The sequence below is a fragment of the Marinococcus sp. LNHM3E3-2.2 genome (genome assembly GCF_056034385.1).
On sequence record NZ_JBQLIC010000010.1, the window covers coordinates 38,341 to 53,742 of the forward strand.

The 15,402-nt window shown below is 54.6% G+C and carries 11 protein-coding genes and 1 other RNA gene; 3 read left to right on the forward strand and 9 right to left on the reverse strand.

All coding sequences use genetic code 11. The features are described 5' to 3' along the window. Nucleotides 1-13: 13 nt before the first annotated feature. Nucleotides 14-355 (forward strand): YflT domain-containing protein, encoded by a 342-nt coding sequence (locus ACTRXF_RS12820; RefSeq protein WP_022792168.1) that lies wholly within the window; start codon nt 14-16, stop codon nt 353-355. Between the two features lie 556 nt (nt 356-911). Continuing rightward, the gene (locus tag ACTRXF_RS12825; RefSeq protein WP_474279348.1) at nt 912-2,612 is read left to right on the forward strand and encodes a DNA-binding protein; all 1,701 of its coding nucleotides are present in this window, start codon (nt 912-914) and stop codon (nt 2,610-2,612) included. A 921-nt stretch (nt 2,613-3,533) separates the two neighbouring features. Here the strand turns inward: ACTRXF_RS12825 and ACTRXF_RS12830 are convergent. From ACTRXF_RS12830 to ACTRXF_RS12860, 7 genes are all read right to left on the reverse strand, one after another. Then, nucleotides 3,534-4,049: a metal-dependent hydrolase gene (locus ACTRXF_RS12830; protein ID WP_474263406.1), complete on the reverse strand. Its 516-nt coding sequence runs from the start codon at nt 4,047-4,049 to the stop codon at nt 3,534-3,536. Between the two features lie 40 nt (nt 4,050-4,089). Continuing rightward, nucleotides 4,090-6,516 (reverse strand): DNA topoisomerase IV subunit A, encoded by a 2,427-nt coding sequence (gene parC / locus ACTRXF_RS12835; RefSeq protein ID WP_474279350.1) that lies wholly within the window; start codon nt 6,514-6,516, stop codon nt 4,090-4,092. Next, on the reverse strand, nt 6,517-8,493 hold the full coding sequence (parE, locus tag ACTRXF_RS12840; protein ID WP_474263402.1) for a DNA topoisomerase IV subunit B: 1,977 nt from the start codon (nt 8,491-8,493) through the stop codon (nt 6,517-6,519). A gap of 168 nt (nt 8,494-8,661) precedes the next feature. Then, nucleotides 8,662-9,066: a CoA-binding protein gene (locus ACTRXF_RS12845; RefSeq protein ID WP_322525042.1), complete on the reverse strand. Its 405-nt coding sequence runs from the start codon at nt 9,064-9,066 to the stop codon at nt 8,662-8,664. A 36-nt stretch (nt 9,067-9,102) separates the two neighbouring features. Then, on the reverse strand, nt 9,103-10,641 hold the full coding sequence (locus ACTRXF_RS12850) for an ABC transporter permease/substrate-binding protein (RefSeq protein ID WP_474279352.1): 1,539 nt from the start codon (nt 10,639-10,641) through the stop codon (nt 9,103-9,105). Further along, on the reverse strand, nt 10,638-11,714 hold the full coding sequence (locus ACTRXF_RS12855) for an ABC transporter ATP-binding protein (RefSeq protein WP_474263398.1): 1,077 nt from the start codon (nt 11,712-11,714) through the stop codon (nt 10,638-10,640). Before ACTRXF_RS12855 ends, ACTRXF_RS12850 begins: the two co-directional genes overlap by 4 nt. 125 nt (nt 11,715-11,839) lie before the next feature. Beyond that, the gene (locus tag ACTRXF_RS12860) at nt 11,840-13,357 is read right to left on the reverse strand and encodes a carboxypeptidase M32 (protein WP_474279354.1); all 1,518 of its coding nucleotides are present in this window, start codon (nt 13,355-13,357) and stop codon (nt 11,840-11,842) included. An 86-nt stretch (nt 13,358-13,443) separates the two neighbouring features. Between ACTRXF_RS12860 and ACTRXF_RS12865 the strand changes: the two genes are divergently transcribed. Beyond that, on the forward strand, nt 13,444-13,749 hold the full coding sequence (locus tag ACTRXF_RS12865) for a HesB/YadR/YfhF family protein (protein ID WP_474279356.1): 306 nt from the start codon (nt 13,444-13,446) through the stop codon (nt 13,747-13,749). On the opposite strand, the gene ACTRXF_RS12870 is transcribed toward ACTRXF_RS12865, so the two are convergent. After that, a complete protein-coding gene (locus ACTRXF_RS12870; RefSeq protein WP_474279358.1) occupies nt 13,746-14,891 on the reverse strand; it encodes a THUMP domain-containing class I SAM-dependent RNA methyltransferase in 1,146 nt (381 codons plus the stop codon). The genes ACTRXF_RS12865 and ACTRXF_RS12870 overlap by 4 nt on opposite strands. A gap of 93 nt (nt 14,892-14,984) precedes the next feature. After that, an RNA gene (gene rnpB / locus ACTRXF_RS12875) (RNase P RNA component class B) lies at nt 14,985-15,368 on the reverse strand. Nucleotides 15,369-15,402 lie beyond the last annotated feature (34 nt).

A 15,402-nucleotide genomic window follows, 5' to 3' on the forward strand; every position in this document is an offset into this window, starting at 1 on the left:
TGAGGTGAAGCGAATGGAACCTAAGTTCAAGATTTTTCATAACGACGAAACATTGAGTGAAACGATTGATAAACTTCGCAATGACGGGATCCGGGACGAGGATATGTACATCCTGGCGTACGATAATGATCACGACCGCCGGGCGAGAAAAGATACCGACGCTAAAAAAGTGGGAATGAAGGTGGTCGGATTCGGCACAAGCCTGAAAAACGTATTCCGGGGGAAAACGAAAACCATTTTAACTAAGCTGCAGAAGCTCGGTTTTGATTCAGAAAAGTCCGAGCGCCTCGAAGAAGAACTGCAAAAAGGCAAAACGCTGCTTGTGGTTACCAATCAGGATCAAGTTGAATTTTAAGCCCTGGCGTCAGGGCTTTTTTATTTTACATAGACAACCATTTTTTTACAGTGATATGGCTGATACAATAAAACTTATGCTTTGCTTCTATATCTTCGTCATTTCTTTTTTGCCTGAATGCCGCTCGGCAGGGAGAAAGATTATTTATTTCCATTTTAAGCAGGGTACGAATATCTCATCCCATAGACAGCAGCCATCGGAGAAAAGGGCACATACCTCTGCTGCTTACAGGGGAGTTTGGTGTGCGTTTCGTAATTTATCTCAAAAGTGATCATATCCCCGGAGAGTGATCGGATGCTTCTGCGGTTGAAAAATACGAGTGGCACGATGGACGCCCATGCTATGGTGGAGCGGGAGCATTTTTTATCACCTATGAGGAAGGAGACGATAATCTGTCAGGTACTAAGGCGGGAATTCCCCCTATAAGACAAGTCAAGTGCCCGTTGCTGCTTTACAATGAACGTACATATAAACGGTTAAGACCGCTGGCTAAATAGGCGGATCATGCCGCTTAGATGCCAACCGAACCTAATTCTATGACGCTTGGAGTGTTTTTTTGACTATTTTACTGACTGCTTTACTTGTAATGATTTTTTCTTTTATTGCCGCTCTGGTTATTGCTATTCTCCGCCCGCGTTTATTGGTTAAATCCGTTTTGCCTGCGCTTGGGCTGACATTTGTTTTAGCCGTGATTGCCAGCTACTTTTTCCTTCCAGCCTGGACGATGCTGTCACTGGCTGGGCCCAACCTCGTCGCCCTGCTGGTGTTCAGCGCCATCTTTTACGCCCTGGCCAGGACTTCAGGAGAAGGAGTGCCTGATAAAAGCATCAACATCTCCGCTCTTGGCGGTGCGGTGATCCTTCTCTTTCTGATTGTGCTTCTGGTACGGAGCCTGTTTGGCTACGGGGAGACGCACGAAGCGATCGACAACAACAGCCAGGTAGCGGACAATCCCCCTTCGTTTTCCGAGGAGGAGACGCCTGTCCAGGTGGCGCCTGAATCCGCCCGTAATAAAATGCAAAAAGCAATGTCGGAAGTGGAGAACGCGCAGTTTTATGACTTTGGAGACATTCAGGCCCAGGTGATTGACGGGGAGCCGATGTATGTCGCCAATGTGGATTACACGAACCTGTTCCGCTGGTTCCGTGGTGATGGAACGCCGGGATATTTCCAGATTTCTGCGGTCGATCCGAACGACAATCCGACCTTTGTGGAATCGTCCATGCAGTACACCAACAGCAGCTTTTTTAACGAGAAGCTGAACCGGGTGATTTACAGCGCCTTTCCATCCTGGTACCAGAGCGGGAGCACCTATCTGGAGGTGGATGAGGAAGGGAAACCCTGGTACGTTCAAACGGTCTATCAGAACCGCACCTTAACGTGGCACACGGATCATACCAACGCGCAGGTGGTGATCGTTGATCCTGAAACAGGGGACGCGTCCAAGTACAAACCTGATGACGCTCCGTCGTTTGTGGAAAGTGTGTACAGCCCGGCGATGGCGAGTGACATGAACGACAAGTACGGAAAATACGGGCAGGGGCTTTTTAATTACATGTTTGGAAAAGAGGATGTGCTGATTCCAAATGAAAATGGAACCGAGAATAAGGTCACCCCGGTTTTTGATGCAGAGGGAAATATGAGCTACTTTACCGACTTCACCAGCCCGAATGAAGACTCGGACTCCACGCTCGGCGTATCCTTTATTGACGCCCGCACCGGAGAGCTTCGACTGTACAACGGCGAGGAATATACAGGGGCGATGGACACCCAGGGAGCGCGCGGCATCGTGAACCGTCAGTTCCCGGAGAAAGAATGGACCGGCAGCATGCCGATCATGTACAACATTAACGGCAATGCGACCTGGGTGGTTAATACGCTCGATCCGGCAGGTTTGTTCCGGCAGTACGCCTACATTAAAGCGAATGATGCCGACGTATACGCGTTTGGCGACACCGCGCAGGGAGCGCTGGAAAATTACCGCTCCGCGCTTGCCTCTACCGATGAAGGCGTGCAAGCGAGCGAAGCCGACCGGGAAGAAGCGGAAGGAACGGTCGACCGGGTCGTCATCACGTCCGGCGCCGAGGACGCCAATCTTGTCCAGTTTAAGCTTGAGGGCGATGAAACCCTTTATGTCTACAACACCTCCAGTGATGCTGACGCTGTGCTGATGCAGGAAGGCGACGAGATCAGCTTTACGGTCAACCGCAGCGAAGACATTGGCACGGTCCAGGAAATCACCGACCAGCCGTGGTAGGGATTAGCGGCTGGCACGATTCTTTATAATGTAAGCAGCGCGCTCTCAGCAATTTAACTGCCTCTATAGGGACATATATGTGTCTTTGAAACGGCCCGGAGCGGGAGCGGTGTCTCAGGGCAATTAAAACAGCACCTACCCGCGGTTTTACAGAGCGGGAACGTCATTTTTCCGGCGATATGCCGGAAATGATCTGAAAAGACTCCTTCGGGGGTCTTTTTTATTGCTCATGGACACAGAAAACACTTCGAGTTTCAAATGGCTCCAGGGAATGAAAGCAAGAATCGTCTCAGTTGATTTTGAGACAAACAAAAAGCGGAAAACGGGCTTGTGTTGATTAAATAGCAAAAGATATAAACGGCTATTAGGAGCGGGTTAAAAAATGCTTGTAAAGAAACCGAATCTGAAACTGACGGACACGCATCAAGAGTATCTGAACAGCCGCTGAAAATGGCTGGTATCATAGCAGAATCATTCTTTTCATCAGCTGCCGGAAACCGTCATTACAATTAAAAAGTTTGTTGGCAGCTGAAATGAACAATCCTCTTGGATGCGGCCAGGAATGCACGCAGTGTTAAATAATGAGCCCGGCGGGGAACGCTCAGCATGAAGGGTATCAGTTATCGCAGTTGAAACGACCCGCATAGAATTTGTCAAACCTGTCGGAGTGACAGTACAGACGATTCAAGGCAAAGCCTGAATAGGAAAGTTGATTCCTGAAAGGGAAGGCGGAGATATAAAGCTAAAATGACAGCCTGACGTAATTCATTTATTTCTAGTTAACATAATATATATTATCGGAAGTTAATGATATGTTGTTTCAATACTAAAGATAACTTCGTGTTTTGAGACAAAACAAATAAAAAGCACCAGTATCATTCTGTACTGATGCTTCCTTCATTGGTTTTTTGGCATGTTTGTTTACAGCGTGACATCAATCGAAAACAGCTGAAAGCTCACGTAAAATAAACCGGCGATGAGCAAGGCGTTGATCAGCCCTTCGCCAAAGGTGGATCCGGTTTTTGTCGTAAATGGGAACCGAAAGGCATAGTGCAGCGGAAACAGCACATGGACGCCTTTGGTGGTCATCATGTCGAGCACAATATGGCTTAAAATTCCGAGGCTGATGCCCCACTGCAGTGCGAGTCCCCATCCTTCCTGCCACTGGGCAAGGGCCATGAAGACAAGCAGCACGAGCAGAAGGCTGTGGGTAAAGGTGCGGTGCCCCACCAGCTTCGAAATCAGATGGGAAACGCCCGGCACCCGCCTCCCCATCCATGAGTTTGGCTGGCAAATGTCCGGGGCCAGGCCCCCGAAAACCAGGCTTGCGACATAAATACTGGTCTCCCATTCAAAAAAGGCAAAAGGCACCGGCGTCAGCCACTGGACGGCCAGGCCGCCGGTGACTGCTCCGATCACATGTGTTCCTGCTTTCATGATTGTTCAGCGTCCTTTTTGAAAGTGATCGGAGTGGGATTTACTGGTACGGAATATCCTTCCATACGGCTTCAATCACTCCGTGCTTTTTCGTATCAATAACATAGGAACCATTGCTGTAACGGTCCACCCGCCGGTATTTTGCCGGGTCAATCGTGACCGTCATATTTTTCGTCCGGGCCTGCAGCACAAATGGCTCGCCATTTAGAATATAGCTCGCGATGATCCGGTGCGGCCTGGATTTAACTTCCTTCCAGAGAACGACCCCCCGCTTGGCCCGGTTCGTTATTGGAATATCATCCAGACTCATGCGTTTAACGCCGCCGCGCTGGGTGACCATGACCGCATCCTCGGTTTTATAGGCCGAGGTTACATGTGCCCCGGTGACCACATCCCCGTCTTTTAAATCAATCGCTTTGACACCGGCCGCGCGGACACCGACGGGAGAAACCTCCTGTTCATGGAAGCGGAGACCGTAGTTTTGATGAGTCGTGAGAAACAGCTCCTGCTCCCCGTTTGTCTGGTACACGGAAAGCACTTCGTCCCCGTCCTTTACATTTACTCCAATCATGGAGCGTCCGTAGCGCGATGCCTGATAGGCGTTCATCGCCGTTTTTTTGATCATGCCCTGGCGGGTGATAAACACAAAATAATCCTCTTCGGTAAACTCCTGGACCGGCACGACGGCCACCAGCGCATCCCCCGGGTCAAGCGGGGAAATGTTGCCGATATGCTGGCCATTATCCTTCCAGCGGATTTCGGAAAGCATATGTACCGGCAGGTAGATAAACTGTCCTTTTTTCGTAAACAACAGCAGCATATCTGTTGTATTCATGTCGCGGAAAAACAACAGGGCGTCTTCCTCTTTCATCCCTGGCGGTTCGGTGTTTGAAGCCGCGTAGGAGCGCTGGCTCGTTCGTTTAATGTAGCCCTCTGCTGTGGCGGTCACAATAACATCCTCGGACGGAATCATCACTTCGCGGTCGATCTTAAGCTCTTCGATTTCCGCTTCAATCACGGTGCGGCGGGTGTCGTCATACTGCTTTTTGACTTCCTGCAGCTCCTTTTTCACGACCTGCTGCAGTTTCTTTTCGCTCGAGAGGATGCCGCGGAGCCGCTTGATTTCCTTTTCGAGCTCTCCGGCTTCTTTTTCGAGCTGGGTAACATCAGTATTGGTTAAGCGGTACAGCTGCAGGTTCACGATGGCCTCGGCCTGGGCATCGGTGAAGGCAAACTGCTCCACCAGGTTTTCCTTCGCGTTTTTCTTGTTTTCCGACTGGCGGATCGTATCAATCACCTGGTCTAGTACGCTGATCGCCTTAATCAGGCCTTCTACGATATGCTGGCGCTGCTCCGCTTTGTTGAGGTCAAACTGGGAGCGATTGGTGACGACACTCCGCCGGTGGCTGATGTAGGCATCAAGCAGCTGCTTTAAATTCATCAGCTGCGGAGTCCGGTCATTAATGGCGACCATATTGAAATTGTACGACACCTGAAGGTCCGTCATTTTGTAATAAAAGTTCAGCACGCTCTGGGCGTCGGCATCTTTTTTGAGTTCAATGACGACCCGGAGGCCGGTCCGGTCCGTGTCATCACGCACTTCGGCGACCCCGTCGACTTTACGGTCAAACCGGAGCTCATCCATCTTCTTTACGAGCGTGGACTTGTTTACTTCATACGGCAGCTCGGTAATCAGAATCTGTTCCCGGCCGCCCCGCACCTGCTCGATGCTCGTTTTGGCCCGGACGACGACTTTCCCCCGGCCGGTCTCATACGCCTGGCGGATGCCTTCCTTGCCCTGAATGACACCGCCGGTCGGAAAATCGGGTCCCTGCACGTACTGCATCAGTTCGTCGGTTGATACCGACGGCTTTTCGAGCTGCGCGACCGCGGCATCAATAATTTCCCCCAGCTGATGCGGCGGAATATCGGTCGCATAGCCGGAGGAAATGCCGGTGGATCCGTTGATCAGTAGGTTCGGAAATTTCGCCGGCAGAACCGTCGGCTCCTCCTGCGTGTCATCAAAGTTGGTCACGTGCTCCACCGTCTGTTTTTCGATATCTTTCAGCAGTTCGGACGAGACGCTCGCGAGACGCGCTTCCGTGTAACGCATGGCCGCCGGCGGGTCGCCGTCGACGGAGCCGTTGTTGCCGTGCATTTCGACGAGCGGGGCACGCACCTTCCATTCCTGGCTCATCCGAACCATGGCTTCATACACGGAGGAATCCCCGTGCGGATGATAGTTCCCGATGACGTTCCCGACCGTTTTTGCTGCTTTGCGGAATGGTTTATCCGCAGTGTTGCCGTCCTGAAGCATTGCAAACAGAATCCGGCGCTGCACGGGCTTTAACCCGTCGCGTGCGTCCGGGAGGGCACGTTCCTGAATAATGTATTTGCTGTAGCGCCCGAAGCGTTCGCCGAGAACGTCTTCGAGACGAAGATCCAAGTATTGTTCTGCATCAGCCACTTACGGTTCCTCCTTAATAATCTGCAAATCAGTGTTATCCAAAATATTCAAGTCTTCTTCCATACCGAACGCCACGTTGGATTCAATCCACTTGCGCCGGGGCTCCACTTTATTGCCCATCAGCGTGGATACGCGACGGTCCGCGCGGGCGCCGTCCTCCACGGTTACCCGGATGAGGGTCCGGCTGTCCGGATTCATGGTCGTCTCCCACAGCTGGGAGGCGTCCATTTCCCCGAGGCCCTTGTAGCGCTGGATGGCGTATCCTTTACCAATGCGCTGAATAGCTTCCTGGAGGCCATTCTCCTCCCAGGCGTATTCGGATTTCTGCTTGGGGCCGCTTCCTTTGCTGACCTTATAGAGCGGCGGCAGGGCAATATAGACTTTCCCCGATTCCACGAGCTCCCGCATGTAGCGGTAGAAAAACGTCAGCAAAAGCACCTGAATATGAGCACCATCGGTATCAGCGTCTGTCATAATCACAACCTTGTCGTAGTTCCGGTCTTCGAGGGTGAAGTCCGTGCCGACACCGGCGCCGAGGGCATAGATGATGGTCCGGATTTCTTCGTTTTTCATAATATCATCGAGCTTCGCTTTTTCCGTGTTAATGACCTTGCCGCGCAGCGGGAGCACAGCCTGAAATTTACGGTCGCGCCCCTGCTTGGCCGAGCCGCCGGCCGAATCCCCTTCGACGAGATACAGCTCATTGCGATCCGGGTTTTTGGACTGCGCCGGGGTGAGCTTGCCGCTCAAGAGCGCGTCTTTTTTCCGGTTCTTTTTACCATTCCGGGCTTCCTCCCGGGCTTTGCGCGCGGCTTCCCGCACCTGGGCGGCTTTGATGGCTTTTTTGATCAGCATTGTGCTGACCGTCGAGTTTTCCTCCAGAAAATACGTCAGGCGGTCCGTAATGTACTGATCCACCGCGGAGCGGGCCTCCGGCGTACCAAGCTTGCTTTTCGTCTGCCCTTCAAACTGCAGCAGATGCTCCGGAATCCGGATGGAGACCACGGCGGTCAGCCCTTCACGGATGTCACTGCCGTCGAGGTTTTTATCTTTCTCCTTTAACAGCTGCAGCTTGCGGGCGTGTTCGTTGAGCACCCGGGTAAACGCCGAACGGGCGCCGGACTCATGCGTACCGCCGTCGCGGGTACGGACATTGTTCACAAACGACAGCATGTTCTCCGTATAGCCGTCGGTGAACTGAAACGCAAAGTCCACCTCGATATCCTGGGCCTTTCCTTCAAAGGACACGACCGGATGCAGGGTTTCCTTGTCTTCGTTTAAATACTCCACAAACGCCTGAATGCCGGTGTCAAACTGAAACTCTTCGGTCACCGGTTCTTTGTCACGCTTATCATGCAGACGGATGCTTGTGCCCTTCAACAGAAACGCAGCTTCGCGCAGACGTTCTGCCAACACATCAAACTGGTAGTGCACCGCGTTGAACATGGAAGCGTCCGGCTTGAACCGGATCGTCGTCCCGGTTTTTTTGGTATTCCCCTTCTGTTCAAGGGTCGTCACCGGACGGCCGCCGTTTTCAAAGCGCTGCTCGAAAATCTGGTTGTCCCGGTAAATAGTGACTTCAAGCCATTCCGACAGGGCGTTGACCACCGAGGCCCCGACGCCGTGCAGCCCTCCGCTTGTAGCGTAGCCGCCCTGGCCGAATTTCCCGCCGGCGTGAAGCACGGTCAAAATCACTTCCGGAGTCGGCTTGCCGGAGCTGTGGGTGCCGGTCGGCATGCCCCGGCCGTGGTCGGATACAGAGACGCTTCCGTCCTTGTGCAGTGTCACTTCGATCACGCTGCCATAGCCGGCGATCGCTTCATCGACCGAATTATCAAGAATTTCAAAAACAAGATGGTGAAGCCCGCGGCTGTCCGTGCTGCCGATGTACATGCCCGGACGTTTCCGGACCGCTTCGAGCCCCTCCAGTACTTGAATGGATTCATCGTTATATTGATAGGATTTATCTGCTGCCACTCCTGTCTCTCCCTTCTTCGTTCTCCGTTCTAGTTATATTTCATACTAACACAGTTTGTCAATGAACGGGAACATATGTTTCAATTTCGGGGCCATCCCTTCTGCAGACAGGAAAACCTTGGCAGGAAAGTCCCGCCAAGGTTGGATGCTGTTCGGTATAATCGGTGCTTACGCGATGGCATGCTCCACTTTAATGCAGCGGTCCATGATCACCGTCATGCCTGCATTGGCCGCAATATCGTACGCTTCCTCGCTCACCAGGCCGAGCTGGGCCCAGAACACGTCTGCGTCCACCTGGGCTGCTTCCTCGGCCACGCCTTTGAGGAACTCGCTGCGGCGGAACACATTGACGATATCAATGTGGCCCTCAATGTCCTTCAGCGAGTCGACGGCCGGAATGTCAAAGACTTTTTCCACCGTCGGATTGACTGGAATGATCTCATAGCCCGCTTCAAGCATGACTTTGCTGATCTGGTAGGACGTCCGGTACGGGTTATCCGACAGGCCGACGACCGCGATGCGTTTGCTTCGGTCGAGAATGGCCCGTATTTCTTGTCGTTCAGGGTTTTTCATTGGTTCTGCCTCCTTGAGATACGAATCTACTGCCTGTTAGTTGCTGCCAAGCAGGTTGTTTTCTTCGAGGTAGTCCCGGGCTACTTCCCGGTGGTCGGCGCCTTCATAGTCCACCTCGTAGTTCATTTCCTGCATTTCTTCATTGGTAATCTGGCCGCCGAGGCGGTTTAATGCTTCTTCGAGACCAGGGTTGTCATCCAGGGTTTCCTGCTTTAACAGCGGAGCCCCCTGGTACGGCGGAAATACATTTTCATCGTCTTCAAGTACGGTAAGCCCGTACTCTATGATATACGCATCGGTGGAGTAGGCGTCAATCAAATCGATCTGGCCTTCCTGCAGAGCATTGGAACGAAGGCCGGCGTCGAGGGTTTCCACTTCGTCAAACTCAAACCCGTATGCGTCTACAATAGCGGGATAGCCATCGGTCTGACGGTCGGCGAACTCAAAGGTAAACCCGGGCACAAGCTCATCGGTGTGCGGCTCGAGATCAGAGATGGTCTCAATGCCCAGGTCTTCAGCTTCCTCTTCGCGGAGCGCCAGAGCATACGTATTGTTGTACTCCATCGGCTCGAGATAGGCGAGGTCGTCATCGGCAAGCAGAGTGCGCGCTTCCTCGTATACTTCTTCCCGGGTGCTTCCGGCCGGCACGCCCTGGTCATACAGGTTGGCGGTAACGGTACCGGTGAACTCCGGATAAATATCAATGTCATCGGACTCCAGGGCGTTAAACGCAATGCTTGTACTGCCCAGACCGGCCTCAATGCTCGTATCGAGGTCGGTGTTTTCCTCAATTAACAGCGAATACATGTTGGCGAGAATTTCAGGTTCGGCTCCTTCCTTCCCGCCGATGACGAGCTCTTCCTGCTGGGTGGAGGCAAGCGCCGGCGTGATCACCACTAACAGAGCTACGCCGAGAACGACAGCAACCGGAGCGAGCGCTTTGCCCTGGGACGTGCGTTCCGTGATCCGCAGCACCAGGTCAAAAAACAGAGCCAGAAGGGCTGCTGGAATGGCGCCGAGCAGGATGTAGGCGTTGTCCGCGCGGTCGATGCCCGTCATGATGAAATCGCCGAGGCCCCCTGCGCTGATCAGAGCTGCCAGAGTGGCGGTCCCGACGATCAGCACCATCGAGGTCCGGATGCCGGCCATGATCACCGGCATGGCCATCGGCAGCTCAATTTTACGCAGGCGCCGGAAGGAATTCATCCCCATGCCGGTGGCCGCTTCCACGAGGGCCGGGTCCACGCCGGCGATGCCGGTGTAGGTGTTGCGCAGAATCGGAAGCAGCGCGTAGGCGGTCAAAGCGACCACAGCCGGCACGGTGCCGATCTGGTTCAGAATGAGAATCATGAACCCGAGCAGGGCGAGACTCGGAATCGTCTGCAGCACCGCGGCGATCCCGATGATCGGTTCGGCAATCGACCGCCGACGGGTCAGGAGCACCCCGACCGGAACCGCAATAAAGGAGGCGCACAGAAGCGAAATCAGGCTCATGTTGACGTGCTCCCAGACGAGGGTCCAGAACTGTCCCTGCTCGTCGGTGAACAGCTGATACGTATTTTCGAGTAAGTTCATGCCTCTGTGTCACCTCCTGCAGATGCGAGTTTCGCTTTTTGCAGAAACTGCATCACGTCCTTATAGCTGAGCGCTCCGACGAGCCGTCCTTCTTCGAGTACCGGCAGCGCTTCGGCATCAGTGTCATTAAAGGTCCTGAGGGCGTCATACAGTACATGATCCGGGGAAATCACGGTTTTCTGGGACGCAATGGAGTCGCCGTCCCGGCGGCCGAGAAACGTATCGTTCTGATCGAAAATATACAGTGGAGCCGGATACAGCGGCATTTCGGGCATGTCATGGACACTTGCAATGTACTGGCTGTCGCGGCCGCTCATGACCGAACGGACCGGGGTGTCCCATTCGTCCCGGCGGTCTCCGATAAAGTCTCGCACAAAATCATTGGCCGGCTCATTTTTCAGCTCACGCGGCGTGCCAATCTGGACGATGTCACCGTCTTTCATGAGGCAGATCCGGTCGCCGAGGGCAAGCGCCTCGTCCATGTCGTGGGTGACGAAAACAATCGTTTTTTGAATGTTCTGCTGCAGGGCGCGGATGTCCTCCTGCAGCTGTTCCCGGCTCAGCGGGTCGAGGGCACTGAACGGCTCATCCATCAGGATAATATCCGGATCCGCGGCGAGGGCCCGTATCACCCCGATTCGCTGCTGCTGGCCGCCGGAGAGCTCCGACGGCTTCCGGTTGCGGTATGTATCCGGGTCGAGGCCGACCATCTGCAGCAGTTCATCGACGCGTTCTTTGATCTCGTTTTTCTTCCAGCGCCGCATTTCCGGAACGACCGCAATGTTTTCGGCAATGGTCATCGTCGGAAACAGAGCAATCTGCTGCAGCACGTAGCCGACGTTCCACCTCAGTTCATGGCGGTCCCAGTCCCGGATGTCCTTGTCCTGAATCCGGATCGTACCGGTGCTTGGTTCGATCAGCCGGTTGATCATTTTCAGCGTGGTCGTCTTGCCGCACCCGCTCGGGCCGATCAAGACGAAAAATTCCCCCTGCTCGACCGTGGCGTTAAAGTTTTGAACGGCCGGGTCGTCGGCACCGGGAAACGTCTTTGCAATGTCAGTGAATGTAATCATGCCAATCCCCCTATTATGGTTCTGTTGCAAGGGACATCTAAATTATTAGAGTCTCTACTTTATTTCACAAAAGTGCATCCTTCAAACGTCCCGGGGCGGAACCCCCGCTGCATAGGGCAGCGGGATTAGGACCAGCGGTACAGGCTCTGGTATTTATGAGACAGGTGGGCAAGCAGCGGCTCCGGGTTGGTCCCTTCCCCGGTAGCGGCTGCAATGATGTCGGCCGGCCGTTTCATCCGGCCGTGCTGGTGCACGTGCTCGGTCAGCCAGTGCCGGATTGGTGCGAGGTCACCGCTTGTGATCAGATCATCGAACGCCGGCAGGTCACGCACCATGGCCTGCTGGAGCTGGGCCGCATAGATATAGCCGAGCGCATAGGACGGGAAGTAGCCGAAGGCGCCGCCCGCCCAGTGCACGTCCTGCAGTACCCCCTCTGAGTGGTTCGCCGGCACGACGCCGAGGTACTGCTTCATTTTTTCGTTCCAAGCCTCCGGCAGGTCCTTCACCTGCAGGCTGCCTTCGATCAGAGCTTTTTCCAGCTCGTAGCGGAGAATGATATGCAGGGAATAGGTCATTTCATCGGCTTCAATCCGGATCAGGGACGGTTCGACGCTGTTGACGGCAAAGTAGAAATCGTCGAGGGCCACGTGCTGAAACTGGCCGCCGCTGAGCTCCTGGAGCCTGCCGTAATTGTTTTCCCAGAACGAGCGGGTCCGCGCCACGAAATTTTCCCAGAACAGCGACTGCGATTCATGGATGCCCATCGACGCGCCGTCCGCCAGAATCGTTCCGGCCAGATCTGCACCGAGGTTTTGCTCATACAGTGCATGGCCGCCCTCGTGGATCGTGCCGAAGACGGCGGTGCGGAAGTCGGATTCGTCGTATTTGGTGGTGACCCGCACGTCGTTTTGGTTCAGGCCGACGGCAAACGGGTGCACGGTTTCATCAAGCCGGCCGGCATCAAAATCGTACGTCATCTGCCGGAGCACATGCTCACTGAAGGCCCGCTGCCGGTCCTTCGGAAAATGGGCATGCAGAAACGATGTGTCCGGCCGCACCGATGCTGCTTTTACTTGTTCCACAAGCGGCATCAGGCCGTCGCGGAGCCTGGAAAAGGTCGTATCCAGGGTAGAGACCGTCATGCCGGGCTCAAAGTCATGCAAAAGCGCGTTGTACGGGTGTCCGTCGTAGCCGAGATAATCCGCGAACCGGCGCTGGTAGGCTACGATTTCTTCGAGGTACGGTCGGAACCCTTCGAAGTCCCCGGACGCTTTCGCCTCTTCCCAGTACGATTCCGTTTTGGATGTAAGTGTCGTAAACGCCTGATACTCGTCGCGGGGCAGACGCTCCATCCGTTCCACTTCCGTGAGCGTTTCCTCCGCGGCTCTCCGGGTGACCGCAGACACCTGCGAGGCTGCCTCCGGCTCAAGCAGATACTGGCTCATTTCCTTCAGGCGTCCGGAGGTTTTCCGGGCAAACAGCTCGGTGGCAAGGGCCCCTACTACTTCGGAGCGTTCCTCCACCCCTTTTTTGGGCGCTCCGGTCCGTGCGTCCCATCCGAGCAGGCTGAGCGCCTGATTGTAAGCGTCCAGGCTGCGCTGTTCGGTCAAAAAATCCCTTTCGATCTGTACATAATCCGGCATCGTGATTCCTCCTTGTTATGAACTCTGTTTGTTGTGACTCTCTCCTTCATGATATAACAAAGAGTGGAAGGGAGCGAAAGATACGTATGCAAATGACAATTACGGAAGAAGCAGGCCGCCACTACAAGCAGGAAATGGACCTGGCCGACGGGGCGGCTGTACGCCTGTTTGTCCGCATCGGCGGTGTGGGTTCCGGCGGGTTTTCCATCGGGGTGGAGCCCGGGGACCCGTCCGCCGCCAGTTACTGGACGGAAGCGGGCGGTCTGCGTTTTTTTGTGGAACCGCAGGACCAGTGGTACCTCGACGGCATGACCATCAGCTATCATCCGGCCATCGACTACCTCCATTTTGACAACCCCCGGCTCGGGGATACTGATCACCCGAACAATTAGGACGGGCGGGGCGGCCGTGGCCCCCAGTACTGGTAATAATCCGTTTTGATGTTGCCGTTGTAGAGCTTGCGCCGTTTGGTCGCCTGCCGGCCGAACAGGGATTCAAACCGTTCATGGGACGTGAGCACGTAGTAGGACCAGGTCGGTGTATCCCGGGCGATGCGGCCGAGCGCCCGGTACATTTCCTCCACCTCTTCCATTTCCCCGATTCTTTCCCCGTACGGCGGATTACTGATAACGGCGCCGTACTCGCTCTTTGGCTTAAAGTCCCGCGCCGCCATCTGCTTGAACGTGATCAGGCCGTACATGCCGGCTTCTTTGGCGTTTTCCTCCGCAACTTCGATGGCCTTCGGATTCAGATCGGTGCCGGTAATCATAAGCGGCTGTTCGTCGCGGATGAGGTCCTCGGCTTCCTGGCGCGCCGCCTCCCACTGCATGGCTTCGGCCCATGGCCACGTTTCGCTCGCAAACGAGCGGTTCACGCCGGGGGCCATGTTCTGGCCGATCATGGCAGCTTCAATGGGGATCGTGCCCGAGCCGCAGAATAAATCGACGAGCGGGCGGTCCGGATGCCAGTTGGCAAGCATAATCATGGCTGCTGCCAACGTTTCCTTGAGCGGCGCCTGGGCATGCGTTTCCCGGTAGCCGCGCTGGTTCAGCCCGGCCCCGGACGTATCGAGTGACAGCACGGCTTCGTCCTTATGCAGCGCCACCTCGAGCTTAAAAAGCGATCCGTTTTCCGGAAACCATTCGCTCTCGTAGGACTGCTTGAGCCGTTCCACCACGGCTTTTTTGACGATCGCCTGGCAGTCCGACACGCTGAACAGCGTGGATTTGACCGATCGGCCGCTGACGGGGAACTCGGCATTTTCGGGCAGGAACTGCTCCCACGGAAGGGCCTTCGTCTGTTCGAACAGCTCATCAAACGTTTCGGCGGTAAAAGCTCCAATCTTGATTTTCACCCGGCCGGCGGTCCTGAGCCACAGGTTGGCCCGGGCAATGCCTTCAGCGGGGGCTTCAAATTCCACCCGGCCGTTTTCGGTGCGCAGGTGCCGGTAGCCGAGCGCTTTGATTTCTTTGGCGACCAGGGCTTCAAGGCCCATCGTCGCCGTAGCGATTAATGTGTATGTTGGTTGGGTCATAGGTTCCTCCTTGGACGTAAAGGTCCGTTCATATCTACTAAAAAAACCCCTGAATTATACTCCAGGGGTTTTGCTTCAAGAAGCCGGGACCGTTCGTGTAAGCCATGTTCTGTTCCCTTGTGCTGCCAGCGGCTGTTCACCTTGCACTCGGGTGGTAATCATCTATCTGCAGAAAAAGTTCTGCCCTTTCGTTCCGTTGAATTTCTTCCGAAAGGCGCCCCTACCTAATTTTGGGTTTCTCGCTCGAGGGGTTTACCGCGTTCCACTCCGGCCGTTTCCAGCCGGACTACGTCACTGTGGCACTGTTCAGGGGACTCCAGCCATATCCGGACGGACACAGGCTGTTTCCCCGCCGTCAGCTCCGAAACGAAGCTGCTCTGACTTATGGTTTCGTCAGACACGAACACTACAGCCATCTCAGGCTGTGCGAGCATGGACTTTCCTCTGTATGGGTACATACAGCGATTACCTGAACGAATCCCGGCTCTTTATGGCCAGGTGCAATTATATC